Below are 17130 nucleotides of genomic sequence, written 5' to 3' on the forward strand. Positions count from 1 at the left end.
CGGCGCGTTAAATCGTCGGGCGTCGTCTGGAAGGCGGAACCTGCGACGATATAATCCGGGCCATGATTGTTTTCACCGATCTCGATGGAACGCTGCTCGACCATTCGAGCTATGCGTTCGATGCCGCGTTGCCGGCGATACGGCGGTTGCGGGCGGCAGCTATTCCCATCGTGCCGGCAACGTCGAAGACGGCGGCGGAGGTTGTGCCGCTTATGGAGCGGATCGGCCTCGACGGCCCGGCCATTGTCGAGAATGGCGGCGGCGTGATTGCCGGTTCGCAGGCCGGGCCTCAGAGCGAGGATTACCTTGTCATCCGCGAACGGCTCGAACAGATACCCGAGACCCTGCGCAAGAAATTTACCGGCTTTGCCGATATGGGCGAAGATGGCATTGCACGAGCGACCGGTCTGTCATCGGAGGCTGCTAGGCTCGCCGGCCAGCGGCAGTTTACCGAGCCAGGCCTTTTCGACGGAAGTGCGGACGAATTGCGAGATTTCCTCGACGCATTGAACCGGCTCGGCATTTCGGCCAAAAAGGGAGGCCGGTTTCTGACTCTCGCCAATGGCCGTCATAGCAAGGCTGATCGCATGAGCGAGATCGCCCACGAATTGAAGGCGCAACCGCCGTTCGTCGCGCTCGGCGATGCGCTCAACGACCGGGCTATGCTCGAAGCGGCCAATATCGCCATCATCGTTCGCAATCCCGATCATGACGGGATCGATGTGGCGGAGTCGGCGGATCGACGGGTCATTCGAACGTCACAGCCCGGCCCTATGGGCTGGAACGAAGCCATCCAGACCATTCTGGACGAACAAGGCCCATAAGTTTCCGGCAGGCCCAAAACCGATGGCCGGACAGGAGTGCAGATTTTGAGCGATTTCCACCAGACGGGTGCGATCACCACGTTTCACAATGTCACTCGGCGCGACGAGGACAGTATCGTCGATGAGGTGGCGCGGTTCGCAAAATTCCGCCCGGTCACCCTGGTTCTGCCATCGCTCTTTTCCGAACTGGAAGGCCCGGCGCTGGAAAAGATCGTGGACGCTCTCGTCGAGATGCCGTGGATCAACAACATTTATATCGGGCTCGATCGGGCCAGCGAAGAACAGTATCGCTACGCCAAGAACTTCTTCTCGCGTCTGCCTCAGCACCACCGCGTCCTGTGGAACGACGGCCCGCGCATGCAGGCCATTCACGAGAAACTCGCGAGCGAGAACGTCGCCCCGACCGAGCTCGGCAAAGGACGAAACGCCTGGTATCTGATGGGTTACGCGCAGGCTGTGCCGCGTGGCAGCGAGGTGTTGGTGCTGCACGATTGCGATATCGTCACCTACGACCGGGCCTTACTGGCGCGCCTTCTCTACCCGGTGATCAATCCGGACTTCAAATTCGTCTTCTCCAAAGGCTATTATGCGCGCGTTGCGGAAGGCAAGCTGAACGGGCGCGTCGTGCGGTTGCTTGTCACACCGCTTCTGCAGGCGCTCGATATGGTGATCGGCCCGCACAAATTCACTCGTTACCTTTCCTCGTTCCGCTATCCGCTATCCGGCGAGTTCGCCATGAATATGGACATCGTGCCGGAGGTCCGTATCCCGTCAGACTGGGGTCTGGAAATCGGCTTTTTGTCGGAGGTGCGTCGCAATGCCAATCAGGCGCAGATCGCCCAGGTCGACATTGCAGACATCTACGATCACAAGCATCAGGACCTGTCGGAGGAAGACGCTACCAGCGGCCTGTCGCGTATGAGCATTGATATCGTCAAGGCCGTGCTGCGCAAGCTGGCAACCGAAGGCGTGATCATCAGCGACAGCACGCTGCGAGCCCTGAAGGCCAGCTATTACCGGACCGCGCTCGACATGATCGAAGCCTATGCCGCCGATGCGCTGTTCAACGGCGCGCGCGTGGATCGCCACCGCGAGGAAAAGGCCGTCGAGCTTTTCGCTGGCAATATCATGGAAGCGGGAGAGACCTTTCTGCGCGACCCTTCATCGACACCCTTCATTCCGAACTGGCGGCGTATCAAATCGGCCTATCCCAATATCTTCCACGACCTTGCCGAGGCCGTGAAGGAAGATATGGACGACGTCTAGCCAATGGTCGCGCCGACGGCCCTAGCCCCGTCGGTTGGCCAGCCACACGCATTGGTACGGCGCAAGCTCGATCGTCTCGTCGCTTTCTGCATAGCGGCGGCCCGACAGCAGATCGAGGACCGGTTCGTCCATAATCAAATTGAGACGATTCAGTTCGACTGTCTGCACCTCGTTGCTGACCGAATGGATGGCATGGATCGACTGGGTTCGATCGCGTGACTGACGCCATAGCGAAAACAGGCCCGGGCCGAGATCCAGCGTCATTTGGGTGGCATTGGGGTGGAAGGCCGGCTGACGGGTGCGAATGGCGAGCCGGCGCTTCATCTCCGCGAATACTTTCGACTGATCGCTGTCGGGCTGGCTGAGCCGGTCTTCGAGGTCGCGGTAATCCCAGATATGCCGATTAAGCGCGCGCTTGGTGCCGGTCCTCTCCATCCGCTCTTCATCGTTGGGCGTCGCCAGGAGCGAATGAATGTAGATTCCTGGAATGCCTTCCAGCGCCATCTGTATCGTCTGGTTGACCATGAAGCGTTCGAAACGGAAAGCGTGTCCTCCGGGCCCGGCCTTCATCGCATCCCACAGCGATACGTTGATTTCGTAGGGTCGTTCCGAGCCGTCCGACATGGCGCGCATCGAGACCTGGCCGCCGACGGCAGAAACGGCGGCGATCATCTCCGCCACCTGATCGTCGGTCAGATAGCCTTCGGCGGCGCGCACACCGATCCCGTCATGGCTGGCGGTGAAATTGAAGTAGAAACTGCCGGCCGGCGCCGGCGGCTGATGACGCTGCCAGAGCGTGAGCTGGCGGGCATCGCCTGTCGTCAGCGCGTGCAGGGCCAATGGCGGCAGCGCGAAATTATAAACCGCATGCGCCTCGTTGCTGGCTCCGAAATAGGAGATGTTCTCGCGGTTCGGCACATTGGTCTCGGTGATGATGACCATCGCTTCGCGGCTGTAATCGGCAAGCGTGCGCATCAAACGGACGATCTCATGCGTCTGGGGAAGATGGACGCATTTCGTGCCGATCTCCTTCCAGATGAAGGCCACTGCATCGAGGCGCACGGTTCGCACACCCTGGTCCATGAACAGGCGGATGATCCGAACAAACTCGATAAGCACGTCCGGATTGGCGAAGTTCATATCGACCTGATCGCGCGAAAAGGTGCACCAGACATGCTTTTCGCCCTCGGCGGTCTCGAAAGCCTGCAAGAGCGGCTGCGGACGGGGACGCACCACCTCCGACACATCCGTTCCAGGCTCTACCGTTCGAAAATAGTTGCAGCCCGGCTCCTGTCCCTGCCGGAACTGCACGAACCAGGGATGCAGCGCCGAGACATGGTTGAGCACGAGATCGGCCATCAATTTGTGATGGCCGGCAATGCGTCGCATGTCTGCCCACGTGCCGAGTTCGGAATGGACGCGTGTGAAATCGACGATCGCGAAGCCGTCATCGCTGGTCCACGGAAAAAAGGGCAGCACGTGAACGCTGTTGATGACGCTTCCAAGATGGCGGGTCAGAAAGTCGTCAAGGATATGCAGGGGCGGATGCTCGTAATCCTGTAGAGAATTGCCATAGGTGATAAGAATCGCATCGCGCTCGCTCCATGGCGGTGCCGAGAGGCGACGGCGTTGCGGGCGGCACAGAACACGCTTGTCCGCAGGCCAAAAGGCCTCCAGAACCTGGCGCGTGAGATCGTCGGCATCGTGGCGCGGATAGATGAAGGACAGATGATAGACCAGCCGCTTCACGAGCAGCGTTGGAAACGCCTTCAGCGAAGCGTCATAGGCTGTTTCATCATCCACGGCGTCACTTGCCTGATCTGTTCTTATCGCTTCGTCCATAGAGGCTTTGCCAGTCTGCGCTTTTCTTGGTCAACCATCGGGTTTGCACACAATATGCTCAACTTTCCTCGAAGGTCACGTCTGTATGAACCCGGAATGGCTGCTATGCGTGATCTTCGGGGTCAGAATGGTGCGATACTTGGCTGGTGCGAGCCTGCCGCTTCAATTCCCGTGCTTCGCGCCAGTCCCGCTGGCGCTTGCGGACGGCATAGCGACCGGCCCGCCAGCGCACCTTCATGCCGTAGAACCGCCGACCGCGACGCGCCCGCTCCTCGGCCCGGAACATCTGGAGACCCTCACGGTAGTGCCAGTAACCTTCCGTAGCGATGTTATCCACCCGGTTCATCAGGAAGGTCCAGGCCGGCGACACCAGGAGCGTGACGGCGGTGACGGCAATCGCCAGACGATAGAAATCGTAGCCTAGCGCACCGGCCGACAGACCTGCCGTCGCCAGAACGAAGGAGAACTCGCCGATCTGGGCCGTCGACAGTCCCGCGATGAGCGCGGTCTCGCGACTATGGCCCGTCAGGGACAGCAGCTTGATGTTGAGCAAGCTCTTCGCCGCGATCACGGCCAGCGACGTGCCGACCACGAGCGCGAGGTTGGACCAGATATAGTTCAGATCGATGAGAAGGCCGATCGACAGGAAGAAGACGACGAGCAAGACGCTCTGTATGGGTTCGATCACCGGAATCACCCGCGCCCGGAGCGTCGAATTGCCGAGCAGGAGACCTGCCAGAAACGCGCCGTAGGCGGGCGACAGACCGCTGTAACCGGAAGCCGCTGCACCGCCGAAACAGAGCGCCAGTGCGCCAAGGGCCAGCATCTCCACATTGCCTTCGATGGCTGACGAAAACGGCAGGCGGAGCTTGCCGCGCTTGCCGAGATACCAGAGTACGAGCGCCAGCACGGTCACTGCCGCAAACACCTTGACGATGAGAAGCAGGATAGAAGCCTCGCCCCGCCCGAGCGCACCGACAATGATGAGCATCGGCACGACGGCGATGTCCTGTGCGATCAGGATGGCGATGGCGATCCGTCCGGCATCGCCGCGCAGTTCGCCCATATCGTCGAGCATCTTCATCGCAACGACGGTCGAGGACAGCGCGATGATGAAGCCGAGGACGATGCCCTCCGCCGTGGTTGCTTCGCCCGCCCAGGCGATGATGAAACCGACAAGCAAGCCTGCGACCAATTGCCCAGAAGCGATCAGAACCGCAGGCCGCAGGCTCAAAACGAAGGCCTTCAGCGATATCTCCAGGCCGATGAAGAAAAGCAGAACCAACACACCCATCTCGGCCAGCGCATTCACCGATTCCGATGTGCGGATGAAGCCGAGCGCCGTCGGCCCCATCAGCAGGCCCGCAAGGATGAAGCCGACCAGCGGCGGCTGGCGCATACGCATAAGCCCAAGGCCGAGCACCGTGGCGACGGCAATGACCAACGCGACGTCGATCAGCGGAAAAGCGGTATGATGTTCATCCATAAACGCAAATTATCGCGGATCGCGGCAAGATGATATGGCGGGCCAATGCCTGTCTCACTATTTTTGCGCGATCGGCTTTCGGGTGGTCGCCGCGCCGGCCAAGAGGCAAGAAGACCACGAACCGATCATGTGAGACGACCCTCGATGCAACCATCCGACCCGACGATGACCACCGGTCAGTGGGCCCAGCTTGTTCTGCTTTCGATCTTGTGGGGCGGAACGTTCATTCTGACCGTGCCGGCACTGCAGGGTTTTGCACCGGTTGCATTGGTGGCGTGGCGCCTTTCCATCGCCGCCCTCACTCTCTTGGTCATCTGTGGTTGGCTCGGGCTTTCGTTGCATCCTCTGATCGCGCATGGCCCGCGCCTACTTCTGCTTGCCGTTCTTAACAACGCCGTACCGTTTTTCCTGATAAGCACCGGCCAGACCGTGATCGGCGCTGGCCTCGCTTCGATCTTCAACTCCACCACCCCGCTGTGGACGGCGCTGATCGCCGCCTTCATCTTCGGCAATGAAACGTTGAAAGGCATGAAACTCGCCGGCATATCAATGGGTATCCTCGGCGTCGCCGTTCTGATCGGACCGGCCGCCTTATCGGGGTTGGGCGGGCCGCCCTGGGCGATGGCCTGCTTCGTCGGCGCCGCAATCTCCTATGGGTTCGGCGCCAATTTGGCGCGCGGTCTTGGTGATCTGCCGCCAGTCCTGATCGCTACCGGCCAGTGCCTTTGTTCCAGCGTTCTCGTCATGATCGCCGCCTTGCTCACCGTTGGACCCGGCGGACTGATCAGCGATGACGGCGCGGCCATCGCATCGATCATCACGATCGGCACCGCAATGACGGCCGGCGCTTATCTCCTCTATTTCAACCTGATCGCGAAAGCCGGAGCGACCAATGGCTCACTCGTCACGATCCTCATTCCGGTCAGTGCGATTCTGGCGGGCATAGTGCTCTTCGGCGAGACGATGACCGCCAATGGATGGATGGGTTTCGCACTCATCTCCTTCGGCCTCCTCATGATCGACGGTCGCCTCTTCAAAAAACGAACGCGGCGGGTTACGCCGGTGCCATGAAAACGCAGTCCTACCGCGCCATCCGCGACGCCATTGCCTCGCACGATCTGACACCCGCCGAAGCCATCCGCTCATCGCACGACGCCATCGCGATGGCGGACGGTCATATCCATGCGTTCACCGCACTGGCCGACGAGGCAATGCTGGAACGCGATGCTGCTGCTACCGGTCCCCTTGCCGGCATTGCCATAGGCATGAAGGACATCATCGATACGGCGGAACTGCCGACATCCTACGGCAGTGAAATCTATAACGGGCACCGCCCCGCGGCCGACGCCTCGATCTGCGCCATGGCGCGAAGCACGGGCGCGCATATTGCCGGCAAGACCGTGACCGCGGAATTCGCCTTCTTCCATCCTGGCCCGACCGTCAATCCGCACGATCATGCCCATACGCCGGGTGGGTCGTCCTCCGGCTCAGCCGCTGCGGTCGCGGCCGGCATGGTTCCGCTTGCCATCGGCACGCAGACCGGCGGTTCGGTGATCCGGCCCGCCAGCTTTTGCGGCGTCGCCGGCTACAAGCCGAGCTTCCGGCTCATCCCGACCGTCGGCGTGAAGACCTTTTCCTGGACGCTGGATACGCTCGGCCTCTTCGCCGTCAGTATCGAAGATGTCGCCGCTGCAGCCACCGATCTGACGGGGCGCCCGCTCGACCGACCACGTTCGAACGAGCCGCTGCGCATCGGCATCTGGGACGATGGCAACCGACGCGAGGTCAGCGACGACATGGTTGCCGCCGTCGAAAGCATTGCGCGCATCGCCGAACGAGACGGCCACACCGTGATAACGGTCCGTGAAACTGAACCGATGGTGGCGGCGGACCTTTGCCATGCCCTCCTGCAGGAATATGAAGGCGCATTGTCGCTGGCGCATGAATTGCGAAGCGCACCCGACCGGTTGAGCGAAAAACTGCGCAGCGCTCTCGAAGCGGCAAGTGAAATCGAACCGTCCGAATACGATTCAGCGCGTCGAACAGCCCGAAGAGCACGGCTTGCCGCGCGCGATCTTTTCGGCGAAGTCGATCTGGTTTTGTCGCCGGCGGCGACCGGCGCCGCGCCGGCAGGTCTCGCATCGACAGGATCTGCCGAACACAACCGGCTTTGGACATTGCTGGGTTGCCCGGCTGCGACTTTCCGCGCCAATGGGGCCGACTCGCTTCCCCTCGGCGTTCAACTGACGGCGCGTTTCGGCGAGGACGCTATGCTGCTGGCGGTGGCGTCGCGACTGGAAACCGCGCTTCACGACCAGTAGACATCTTTCGGACGAGCCAAATTGACCGGTCAGTTTGATTCAAAAAGAAATTTTACCGCACTGCACCATAACCTGGCCTTTGCCTGACCTGGCTTTGCCGGAGAATAAGCTTGCGAGATAATGAGCCGTGCGCAGTGCAGCACATTTTCGCACTAGGCTCATGGCCCATGGGCCACTATTTTCCAGATCACCAAACTTGAGAAGGGAGATGATCATGATCTCGGTCAGCTTGGTCAATCGCGTCGTGATCGGCGCAGTGTTCGTCTTCCTCGCCGTCGCAATCATCGGTCTTCTGCCGTAAGACACGGGGCGCGATCGTCATACTCTCTAAAAATTCGAAGAGCTATGAAGCTTCAACCGGCTTCTCGGCCAGCCAGATATGAACCGTAAGCCCCTGTTCACGATGACCGGGCGCGATCGTCCGTCGATGGGTGACAATCAGCCCTTCCCCATGCAGCCAGTCCGTCATCTGTCTATCGGAAAAGCCCAGTCGCAAATGCGCATATTCGCTGCGCAGAAATTCCAGATCGTGTGACTGGAAATCGATGATGGCCATCCTCCCTTCGGGTCGTAGCGCCGCCGCCACCGCTTTCACCGCCCGGGCTGGCTGGTCCAGATAGTGAAGCACCTGATGGATCGTCACCAGATCGACACTCGCCTTCCCGACCGGCAGATCGAAGACGCTGGCTTGGCGCAACTGCGCATTGGCGATCCCAGCCTCCTCCAGCCGGGAGCGCGCAATGGCCAGCATTTCCCGCGACGGATCGATGCCGATGGCGCGGCGGCAGAGCGATGCGAGAAGGGTGATCATTCGCCCTGTTCCCGTCCCGATATCCAATAGGGTCTCGACCTGGCGTTCGCCGATCACGGCGCAAAGCGCTTCTTCCACGGCCTCGTCGGGCGCGTGAAGCGAACGGATCCGGTCCCATTCCGCTGCATTGGCGGCAAAGTAGCTGGCGGCGCGCGAGGCATGGGCGTCCCGGACCTCCGCCAGCCGCTCCCGATCGGACTGCGCCTGCATATCTGCCTGTGACAGCCGATCCAGCAAGCTGTCGCAAAGCGAACGCATCGCGTCGTCTTCGACCAGATGAAAATAGGCCCAGGCGCCTTCCTGGTACCGGCCGATCAGACCCGCCTCCATCAGCAGCTTGAGGTGACGCGAGACGCGCGGCTGCGACTGCTCCAGCACGGCCGTGAGGTCCGAGACCGTCATTTCCCCCTGCCGCAACAGCAGCAGAATGCGCAGCCGACTGGATTCGGCCATCGCTTTGGCGGTATCCAGCAATCGTTGGAAACTGAGCTGGGAATCGTCCGGCAAACCGGCCTCCTTTCATATAAGGATAGGTTTATGTGGACACCCCGACTTTCGCAACCGAAGGACATAGGCATGGCCGAATTCGAACAGCGCGACGGCGAAACGCACCTGCCCTTCGACCCGGCGGCAAGCCCCCCCGATGCGGGTCTCGTCTTCATCGGCACGGTTCGCTCGCCCTGGACCAGGCGTGAGGACTGCCCGAAGAATCTCCGCCAGGCGCGCGAACGCGGCCAAGCCGCATCCCTCATCGTCGACGCACCCTACCGGCCGGCCCTCGCCGGTCTGGAGACCGGCCAGTATCTCCATGTTCTGAGCTGGTTCGACCGCGCGCCGCGCGATCTGATCGCCCAGCGGCCCCGTCATGCCGATGCGGCGCGCGGCACCTTCGCGCTGCGCTCGCCGGTCCGGCCCAACCCGATCGGCCTGCACACGGTGAAGATCGTCGCCATCGACTTGGACGCCGGTCAGATCGGGATCGACGCCATCGACCTGCTCGACGGCACACCGCTCCTCGATCTCAAACCCTATTTCTCCTCCATCGATGCATTCCCGGAGGCCGCCGACTAGTGGCGCGGACCGGACGCCAGAAAGCCCTGCGCGAGGCGCTGCGTTTGCTGGTTCCGGCCGCGCCGCTGGCCGATGTCGAAACGCTGTACGATGAAGCGTCGCGCCCGCACATGCGGGACCTGCCCGTAGAGGCCGCCGCTTGGCTGGCCGCGCTCGCCCATATCCGGCACCAATATACCGATTACGATGCGTTGCGCGACGACGGCTACGATCGCGAAAGCGCGCTGCACTTCATCGCGGACGACATCAACGAGGTGCTGACACGCTGGCGCGCCACCCGTCTGCTCGACCCCGAAGCGCTGACCGAAGAAGATGTCTTTCCGAGCGATACCTCGCCCGAGCGCCGCAGAAAGGCCAAAAGCAGCAACCGGGAACGGGACGACTAGTCGTTAATTTTCAAGGCTTTAGTCGGCAGAACGGAAACATCGCTGAAGCCCGTTGATTCAATGTCGCAACAAGCTCTAGCGCCGCCGCGCGACGAGGAAGAAGCGCGGATAGCGCAGCAGCCGCTCGCCATTGCCCATCGCCGGATAGGCCTTGTCGATCTGTGATCGGTATTCGGTTAGGAACGTCTTCGCCTCACCCTCCGACAGCCTGTCGAGATAGGGCTTCAGCCCCGTCGAACGGACCCAGTCGACGATAGCGTCCGGGCTCGCCATGCGGTGATAATAGATCGTATGCCAGAGATCGATGTGATCGGCGATGTCGTACAATGCATCGAAAAAGACGACCGGCCCCGCCAGCGGATCGCGCGCCGTGCCGACGATCTTTCCGGCAAACGGCATCGCCGCAGCCGCCTCCTCCATCAGCCGGTGCGACGGCTCGTTCACATTGTCCGGCATCTGCGCGGCGATCCAGCCGCCTTTCGGCTGCGCCGCATGCAGGCGGCGAATGGTTGCCACGGGATCGGCTGTCCAGTGCAGCGAGGCGTTCGCAAAGAGAACGTCGTCCTCCGGGGCGGGCGTCCAGTCCTCCGCCGATACCTGCTCGAAGGTCGCGTCGGGCAGGCGTTCGCGCGCCGCCTTCAGCATGTCGGGCGAGGTATCGATGCCGGCGATGCGCGCCTTTGGCCAGCGGGTGGCGAGCAGTTCGGTGGAATTGCCCGGCCCGCAGCCGATATCGACGACGGCGCGCGGCGTCTCGCAGCCGATACGCGCCAGAAGATCGGCGGCCGGGCGTGTCCGCTCGCCGGCGAATTGCAGATATTGCGCGCTCGACCAGTCCGCCATGGCCAATGCCCTACCAGCTTTCGCGTTCACTGCCGTCCCAGTTCCAGAACCGCCCGGTCTTGTCGATGGTGAGCCGCTGGGCGAGATCGAGAATGCCCTTCGCGCTCTCTTCGGGCGAAATATCGGCCGACGAGCCGCCCATATCGGTCCGCACCCAGCCCGGATGCAGATTGGCGACGGCGATGCCGTCGTCGCGCAGTTCGGTGGCCAGCGCCTGGCCGATCTTGTTCACCGCCGTCTTCGATGAACGGTAGGCGATATTGTCGGCCTTGGCGTAGTGCATGCTTCCCATTTGCGACGAAACAATCAGGACGCGGCCCCGCTCGCTCTTGCGCAGGGCAGGCAGGAAGGCCTGCGTCACCATCAGCGGGCCGAGCGCGTTGACCTGCAGCGTCTGCAGGAAGCCGTCCATATCGTCGAGCGACAGCGCCGAGCCCTTCGGGCCCATGATGCCGGCATTGTTGATGAGAATATCGACCGGCTGGCCGAGCGCGCCCACAGCCCTGGCCAACCCGTCGCGGTGGGTGACGTCGAGCACGAGCGGCGTGAAACCGTCCCGGCCCTTCAGATCGCCGAAATCGCCATCGCTGCGCGCCGTGCCGATGACGTCATGCCCGCGCGCCAGCGCCTCTTCCGCCATCGCCCGCCCGATCCCGCGCGACACGCCGGTGATGAGAATGGTGGTCAAATGTTATTGCCCAAAAGAAATTTCAATTTCTGCCTGAGCCAGTCCCAGTATTTGATTCCCGAGAGAGCCTTTAATCTTCCAGCCCTTTAACACAGTCGCCGCCTGCAAAATGTTAAACAACCAAGACTGAATATTTTTAAGAAGCTTGAACAATTTCGAAATCGCTCCAGAAAGGCCCGCATATCTATTTGAATTATATGATAACGTAGCGTAATCATCAATTTTAATAATTAAAGTGGCAATCAATGTTAAAGGATTCAATATTTCACGTGAGTTGATTTCACCCGATTGTAATTTTGATTGAGATATATTCGATATACTATCGGCTATCAAAAGACACTCTTTAGCGATTGATGACTTCATTAAACCTGAAATTTCTTTATCATTACTATCAGAAATGTCAGAAATATCAGAAATATCAATCTCGTTAATATCCTCTGCCGAACGCCGAAGCCGTTCCTCCCAATAATCGTACGATTCTTTCGGTATATCCGACAGCGAAACCATATCTGATACCTCGGGAGACTTCAGCGGCTAGCCGAATTTACAGAAATTCGGGGCAATGTAAAATTACCGCGTCAGCCGTTTGTATGTCACCCGCTTCGGATTGACCGAATCCGGGCCGAGGCGGCGGATCTTGTCGGCCTCGTATTCCTGGAAGTTGCCCTCGAACCATTCGACATGGCTGTCGCCCTCGAAGGCGAGGATATGGGTGGCGAGGCGGTCGAGGAACATGCGGTCATGGCTGATGATGACCGCGCAGCCGGCGAAGTTCTCCAGCGCGTCTTCCAGCGCCGCCAGCGTCTCGGTGTCCAGATCGTTGGTCGGCTCATCGAGCAGCAGAACGTTGCCGCCCTCTTTCAGCAGCTTGGCCATATGCACGCGGTTGCGCTGCCCGCCCGAGAGCGTGCCGACCTTCTGCTGCTGGTCGCCGCCCTTGAAGTTGAAGGACGAGCAATAGGCCCGGCTGTTCACCTCGTGCTTGCCGAGCTTGATGATGTCATTGCCGCCGGAAACCTCTTCCCACACGGTCTTGTTGGGATCCAGCGCATCGCGGCTCTGGTCGACATAGGAGAGGTCCACCGTCTCGCCGACGCGGATTTCGCCGCCATCGGCCTCTTCCTGCCCTGTGATCATACGAAACAGGGTGGTCTTGCCGGCGCCGTTCGGGCCGATCACGCCGACAATGCCGCCGGGCGGCAGCTTGAATTCCAGATCGTCGATCAAGAGCTTGTCGTCATAGCCCTTTTTCAGGCCGTTGGCGTCGATCACGTTCTGGCCGAGCCGTTCGCCCACCGGAATGACGATCTGTGCGTCGCCGGGGCGACGATCCGCCGCGCTCTTGACCAGCTCGTCATAGGCTTTGATGCGCGCCTTGCTCTTGGCCTGCCGCGCCTTGGGCGACGACGAAATCCATTCGCTTTCGCTGCTGATGGCCCGCTGGCGGCCCTTCTCCTCACGGGCCTCCTGCGCCATGCGTTTGGCCTTGGCTTCCAGATAGGCGGTGTAGTTGCCCTCGTAGGGAATGCCGCGGCCGCGGTCGAGTTCGAGGATCCAGCCGGTGACATTGTCCAGGAAGTAACGATCATGGGTAATCATCAGGACAGCGCCCGGATATTCGCGCAGATGCTTTTCGAGCCACGCAATGGTCTCGGCGTCCAGATGGTTGGTCGGCTCGTCCAGCAGCAGAAGATCGGGCTGGCGCAACAGAAGCTGGCACAGCGCCACGCGGCGCTTCTCGCCGCCGGAGAGTTGATCCACCGGCCAATCGCCGGGCGGGCAACGCAGCGCGTCCATCGCCATCTCGACCTGGCTGTCGAGATCCCAGAGGTTCTGGCTGTCGATCAGGTCCTGGAGTTTCGCGCCCTCTTCCGCCGTCTCGTCGGAATAGTTCATCATCAACTCGTTATAGCGGTCGAGGATTGCCTGCTTGTCGGCAACGCCGGCCATGACGTTGCCCCTGACGTCGAGCATCTCGTCGAGCTGCGGCTCCTGCGGCAGGTAACCCACCGTCGCCCCCTCGGCGACCCACGCTTCGCCGGTATATTCGGTGTCGAGCCCGGCCATGACGCGCAGCACGGTGGACTTGCCGGCGCCGTTCGGCCCCAGAATGCCGATCTTGGCGTCCGGGTAGAAGGAAAGATGGATGTTCTCCAGCACCTTCTTAGCGCCATAGGCCTTCGAAAGGCCGCTCATGTGATAGATGAACTGTCGTGCCATGGGGCGGACGTGTCCTGTCTTTGCGAGGGAAAATGGAATTGCGCCTCACATAGACGTTCGGCGCGTTGGCTGCAACGCGGATACACCATCCCCCGCAGCCAATCTGAGGACGGGCCGCCGCAGCGCCCTACCCGCCCGGCGTCTGTAAAGCTTCGGTCCTTGCCGCCGGAAAGGCTCGCTTTGAGAAGCCATAGCGAGAGGGCCGCAATCGCAACGCCAGCCAGAATGTTGGCCAGCGCGATTCCGCCGAACAGGCCCCATCGCGGCAGAAAGAGCGAGGCGAGATAGGCGAGCGGCACATAAAGCAGCGCCGAGCGCAGAAGGTAGAAGCCGAGCCCCGTCACCGCGCGATCGATTGCATTGAAGCCGCCGGATGCCACGACGGTGATGCCGTAGCCCGCCAGCGTGATCGGCACGATCGTCAGATAGAGAGCGCCCGTATCGACGACTTCGGCATCGTCAGAGAAGAGCGTCATCAGCGGCTCGGCGAAGACGAAGAGCAGCACGGCGACGCCAAGGCTCCACGCGGCGCTGAAGAAATAGCTCTGGCGATGCGCCGCGAAGACTCGGTCATATTGCTGGCGCCCGTAATTCTGCCCAGCGATGGGGCCTATGGCGGCGGACAGCGCCAGCATGGGCACCGATACGAAACTTTCGATCCGCGTCGCCGTGCCGAACGCGGCGACGGCGGCATCGCCATAGGCGGCGACGATAGCCGTCACGATGGAGATGCAGAACGGGTTGACCGCATTGCCAAGAGCGGCCGGAAGCGCCACCTTGCCGACCTCGGTCCAGCTCGCAGCAAGTCGTCTCACGGGCGGCGGGCGGAAGCTGATGAGCCGGTCGCGGAACACCACCAGCGCCAGCATGATCGCACCGGCCACGAGCCGCCCGATCAGCGAGGCCCAGGCCGCGCCTTCGACACCATAAGCCGGCACGGGCCCCCAACCGAAAATCAGGATCGGATCGAGCACCACATTGATGACGGCCGCGCCGACCATCACCGCTCCGACGGTGAAAGCATCGCCGGAGGCGCGCAGCAGATTGCTCGTCCCCATCATCAACGCCAGCAGCGGAAAGCCGAGGAAGAAGATGCTCATGTAATCGCCGACCAGATCGAGCGTTCGTCCCGATGCGCCCAGCAGGCGGAAGACGGGATCGATCAGCAGATAGCCGATCGCGGCAAGAGCGATGCTGACCAGCATGATGAGTGTCAGCGCATCGGTCGAGACACGCCGCACGCGCGCCTGGTCGCCATTCCCGATGGCCCGGCTGACCACCGAGGCCGTCCCAGCGCCAAGGCCGATGGAAAGGCTCATCAGCGTCAGGACGACGGGAAAGGAGAATGAGATCGCAGCCAGTTCTTCGGTGCCGATCCGGCCGAGAAAATAGGCGTCGGCCAGCGCCGTGCTCATGGTCGCGACGATGCCGATCACCATCGGCCAGGCCATGCGGAAAAGAACGGCAGGCATGGGCGCGCGCGTCAGGTCGCGCCTGTCGGCTCGGGCAGCGTCGTTTTCAGGTTCGGTCGATGTCGTGGGATGTTTTGTGGTCACCGCTGCGAAGTAGCGCAGCGCCTCCGGCATTCAACGCCGGCGGTGGCCAGGGCCGCAATCGCGCATCGGGTTTGACCTTCGGCGCGATTCCGGATGAATGTCGCCCTTCATGGGAGGGCCGCACGATGCAGACCGCGCTGAAACAGGAAACGCTTGCCTCGCCAACCGGAGCGGAACTGCAGCTCTACAGCGCCACACCGGACGGCGATGAAAGGGCGGTGCTTGTCATCAGCCATGGCCTGTCGGAGCACGCCGCGCGCTACGCCCCCTTCATGCAGGCGGCCGCCGATGCCGGCATCGCCGCCTATGCGCACGACCACCGCGGCCACGGCCGAACAAGAGCGCCGGATGCGGCGCCGCGGACCTTCGCGCAAGAAGGAGGCGCGCGCAAAGTTCTGGACGACCTTGCATCTGTGCGCGCTGAGGCAGCCGCCCGCCACTCCGGTAAGCCAATCATCGTGTTCGGCCACTCCATGGGCGGGCTTATCGCACTCAACCATGCCATGGATCACCCGGACGATCTGGCCGGCCTTGTCGTCGCCAATTCGGATTTCCGCGCCGGCCCGCTGGTGGCGGCGGCAAGGGCGCTTCTTGCCTGGGAGCGGTTCCGCAAAGGGTCCGATGCCGAGGCGACCATCATGAAACGCCTTACCTTCGATGCCTGGAACAGACAGGTCGGCGAGAGCCGCACCGAGGCCGACTGGCTCTCGCGCGATCACGCTCAGGTCGACGCCTTTATCGCCGATCCGGACTGCGGCTGGCTTCCGACGGTCTCCATGTGGCGCGATCTGTTCCGTTTCGTCGAAGGCGGCGCCGACGATGAGAGGCTGAAGCGTCTGCCGGCAAACCTGCCCGTTCTCCTGATCGGCGGGGGGCAGGATCCCGCAACCCGCGGGGCGACGGCCACACGCGAACTATACGCCCGCATGGAAAAGCGGGGAATGACCGACGTGACGTTACGGATCGATGAAAACCATCGCCACGAAACACTCAACGAAATCGACCGAAAGGCGGTGATGGCCGAACTGATCGAGTGGTTCCGCGCCGTGAGCACCGAACGCAAGACGAACCGATAGGCGAACATTCCATTGCCTCGGTCGCGGGCGAGCGCAATGAAAACTGTCACATTTCGCCGTTAGTTTCAGCCATGATCGGCTGACCTGCCGGAGGCTGGGCACCCATTCGGCAGATGCCACTGAAACGGCGTCGATCACTCGACGCTCTGGATCCGCAGGACTTGATTTTCCGGTTCGGAATGGCGAGATATAAACTGGATAGACGCACCATCAACGCATCCCTGTGCAGAGAATGACAGCGATTTCAGCCCAACAGCTCCATCAATCGGGATCGCCCTGTTGGGCCTCGCGCCTTCGCGACCGCATGCGGGCGAATGGTTTGCGTCCGACACGTCAACGCATGCACTTGGCGACGCTTCTGTTCACGCGCGGCAATCGCCACGTGACGGCGGAAGAGATCCACGCCGAAGCGCTGGGCGAAGGCGTCTCGGTCTCGTTGGCGACAGTCTACAATACGCTGCACCAGTTTACCGAAGCAGGTCTCTTGCGTGTGCTGTCCATTGAGACGAACAAAACCTATTTCGATACGGACACCTCGGACCACCACCACTTTCTGGTTGAGGGCGGTGCGCAACTATTCGACATTCCCGAAGGCTCTATGGAACTCGGGCGGCTGCCGACCCCGCCGGAAGGTTACGAGATCGCTCATGTCGATGTCGTAATCCGCCTTCGCCGCAAATAAGCATCAGACGGGCTTTGGGGCCTCTGGCCTTCTTTTAATAGCATCGATGCTTCGTGTT

Annotated in this window: 16 protein-coding genes; 8 read left to right on the plus strand and 8 right to left on the minus strand. The window is 61.4% G+C overall.

Going from position 1 to position 17130, the window contains the following annotated elements; translation table 11 throughout:
• The first annotated feature begins 62 nt into the window (after positions 1 to 62).
• Both B7H23_RS09825 and B7H23_RS09830 read left to right on the plus strand, forming a co-directional pair.
• On the plus strand, positions 63 to 824 hold the full coding sequence (locus tag B7H23_RS09825) for an HAD-IIB family hydrolase (RefSeq protein ID WP_094077247.1): 762 nt from the start codon (positions 63 to 65) through the stop codon (positions 822 to 824).
• Between the two features lie 45 nt (positions 825 to 869).
• Positions 870 to 2090, plus strand: a complete 1221-nt coding sequence (locus B7H23_RS09830; protein WP_094077711.1) for a glycosyltransferase family protein — start codon at positions 870 to 872, stop codon at positions 2088 to 2090.
• A 21-nt stretch (positions 2091 to 2111) separates the two neighbouring features.
• Here B7H23_RS09830 and B7H23_RS09835 read toward each other — a convergent pair whose 3' ends face one another.
• Together B7H23_RS09835 and B7H23_RS09840 are read right to left on the minus strand one after the other, a co-directional pair.
• Complete coding sequence (locus B7H23_RS09835) at positions 2112 to 3893, minus strand: sugar phosphorylase (protein WP_206608887.1); 1782 nt, start codon at positions 3891 to 3893, stop codon at positions 2112 to 2114.
• Between the two features lie 142 nt (positions 3894 to 4035).
• Positions 4036 to 5418, minus strand: coding sequence for a cation:proton antiporter (locus B7H23_RS09840; RefSeq protein ID WP_094077249.1), 1383 nt, complete (start codon positions 5416 to 5418; stop codon positions 4036 to 4038).
• Positions 5419 to 5562: 144 nt separating this feature from the next.
• On the opposite strand from B7H23_RS09840, the gene B7H23_RS09845 reads away from it, so the two are divergent.
• Both B7H23_RS09845 and B7H23_RS09850 read left to right on the plus strand, forming a co-directional pair.
• On the plus strand, positions 5563 to 6489 hold the full coding sequence (locus B7H23_RS09845) for a DMT family transporter (RefSeq protein WP_158215809.1): 927 nt from the start codon (positions 5563 to 5565) through the stop codon (positions 6487 to 6489).
• A complete protein-coding gene (locus B7H23_RS09850; RefSeq protein WP_094077251.1) occupies positions 6486 to 7739 on the plus strand; it encodes an amidase in 1254 nt (417 codons plus the stop codon). Before B7H23_RS09845 ends, B7H23_RS09850 begins: the two co-directional genes overlap by 4 nt.
• A 343-nt stretch (positions 7740 to 8082) precedes the next feature.
• Here B7H23_RS09850 and B7H23_RS09855 read toward each other — a convergent pair whose 3' ends face one another.
• Positions 8083 to 9057, minus strand: a complete 975-nt coding sequence (locus B7H23_RS09855; protein ID WP_240535046.1) for an ArsR/SmtB family transcription factor — start codon at positions 9055 to 9057, stop codon at positions 8083 to 8085.
• A gap of 69 nt (positions 9058 to 9126) precedes the next feature.
• On the opposite strand from B7H23_RS09855, the gene tsaA reads away from it, so the two are divergent.
• Complete coding sequence (gene tsaA / locus B7H23_RS09860; protein ID WP_094077252.1) at positions 9127 to 9621, plus strand: tRNA (N6-threonylcarbamoyladenosine(37)-N6)-methyltransferase TrmO; 495 nt, start codon at positions 9127 to 9129, stop codon at positions 9619 to 9621.
• Positions 9621 to 10007, plus strand: a complete 387-nt coding sequence (locus B7H23_RS09865) for a DUF2293 domain-containing protein (protein ID WP_420814476.1) — start codon at positions 9621 to 9623, stop codon at positions 10005 to 10007. The genes tsaA and B7H23_RS09865 overlap by 1 nt, the downstream gene beginning before the upstream one ends.
• Before the next feature lie 75 nt (positions 10008 to 10082).
• Here B7H23_RS09865 and tam read toward each other — a convergent pair whose 3' ends face one another.
• The 5 genes from tam to B7H23_RS09885 form a co-directional block, all read right to left on the minus strand.
• The gene (gene tam, locus B7H23_RS09870; RefSeq protein ID WP_094077254.1) at positions 10083 to 10850 is read right to left on the minus strand and encodes a trans-aconitate 2-methyltransferase; all 768 of its coding nucleotides are present in this window, start codon (positions 10848 to 10850) and stop codon (positions 10083 to 10085) included.
• A gap of 10 nt (positions 10851 to 10860) precedes the next feature.
• Positions 10861 to 11538: an SDR family oxidoreductase gene (locus B7H23_RS09875; protein WP_094077255.1), complete on the minus strand. Its 678-nt coding sequence runs from the start codon at positions 11536 to 11538 to the stop codon at positions 10861 to 10863.
• 3 nt (positions 11539 to 11541) lie between these two features.
• On the minus strand, positions 11542 to 12045 hold the full coding sequence (locus tag B7H23_RS15900) for a hypothetical protein (protein WP_143534754.1): 504 nt from the start codon (positions 12043 to 12045) through the stop codon (positions 11542 to 11544).
• Positions 12046 to 12108: 63 nt separating this feature from the next.
• The gene (gene ettA, locus B7H23_RS09880; RefSeq protein WP_094077256.1) at positions 12109 to 13758 is read right to left on the minus strand and encodes an energy-dependent translational throttle protein EttA; all 1650 of its coding nucleotides are present in this window, start codon (positions 13756 to 13758) and stop codon (positions 12109 to 12111) included.
• Complete coding sequence (locus B7H23_RS09885; protein WP_094077257.1) at positions 13731 to 15344, minus strand: MATE family efflux transporter; 1614 nt, start codon at positions 15342 to 15344, stop codon at positions 13731 to 13733. Before B7H23_RS09885 ends, ettA begins: the two co-directional genes overlap by 28 nt.
• 95 nt (positions 15345 to 15439) lie before the next feature.
• Here B7H23_RS09885 and B7H23_RS09890 point away from each other — a divergent pair, with 95 nt between their 5' ends.
• Together B7H23_RS09890 and irrA are read left to right on the plus strand one after the other, a co-directional pair.
• Positions 15440 to 16390, plus strand: a complete 951-nt coding sequence (locus B7H23_RS09890; protein ID WP_094077713.1) for an alpha/beta fold hydrolase — start codon at positions 15440 to 15442, stop codon at positions 16388 to 16390.
• Positions 16391 to 16622: 232 nt separating this feature from the next.
• Positions 16623 to 17072, plus strand: coding sequence for an iron response transcriptional regulator IrrA (irrA, locus tag B7H23_RS09895; protein WP_094077258.1), 450 nt, complete (start codon positions 16623 to 16625; stop codon positions 17070 to 17072).
• Positions 17073 to 17130: the final 58 nt, after the last annotated feature.

The organism is Notoacmeibacter marinus, assembly GCF_002238045.1.
GTDB lineage: Bacteria > Pseudomonadota > Alphaproteobacteria > Rhizobiales > Rhizobiaceae > Notoacmeibacter > Notoacmeibacter marinus.

What these genes read in the sequence shown, in the direction of transcription:
- tsaA (WP_094077252.1), top strand. Translation starts at nt 9,127, where the DNA reads ATGGCCGAATTCGAACAGCGCGACGGCGAAACGCACCTGCCCTTCGAC.
- B7H23_RS09825 (WP_094077247.1), top strand. Translation starts at nt 63, where the DNA reads ATGATTGTTTTCACCGATCTCGATGGAACGCTGCTCGACCATTCGAGC.
- B7H23_RS09840 (WP_094077249.1), bottom strand. Translation starts at nt 5,418, where the DNA reads ATGGATGAACATCATACCGCTTTTCCGCTGATCGACGTCGCGTTGGTC.
- B7H23_RS09850 (WP_094077251.1), top strand. Translation starts at nt 6,486, where the DNA reads ATGAAAACGCAGTCCTACCGCGCCATCCGCGACGCCATTGCCTCGCAC.
- B7H23_RS09845 (WP_158215809.1), top strand. Translation starts at nt 5,563, where the DNA reads ATGCAACCATCCGACCCGACGATGACCACCGGTCAGTGGGCCCAGCTT.
- B7H23_RS15900 (WP_143534754.1), bottom strand. Translation starts at nt 12,045, where the DNA reads ATGGTTTCGCTGTCGGATATACCGAAAGAATCGTACGATTATTGGGAG.
- B7H23_RS09885 (WP_094077257.1), bottom strand. Translation starts at nt 15,344, where the DNA reads ATGCCGGAGGCGCTGCGCTACTTCGCAGCGGTGACCACAAAACATCCC.
- tam (WP_094077254.1), bottom strand. Translation starts at nt 10,850, where the DNA reads ATGGCGGACTGGTCGAGCGCGCAATATCTGCAATTCGCCGGCGAGCGG.
- B7H23_RS09890 (WP_094077713.1), top strand. Translation starts at nt 15,440, where the DNA reads ATGCAGACCGCGCTGAAACAGGAAACGCTTGCCTCGCCAACCGGAGCG.
- irrA (WP_094077258.1), top strand. Translation starts at nt 16,623, where the DNA reads ATGACAGCGATTTCAGCCCAACAGCTCCATCAATCGGGATCGCCCTGT.
- ettA (WP_094077256.1), bottom strand. Translation starts at nt 13,758, where the DNA reads ATGGCACGACAGTTCATCTATCACATGAGCGGCCTTTCGAAGGCCTAT.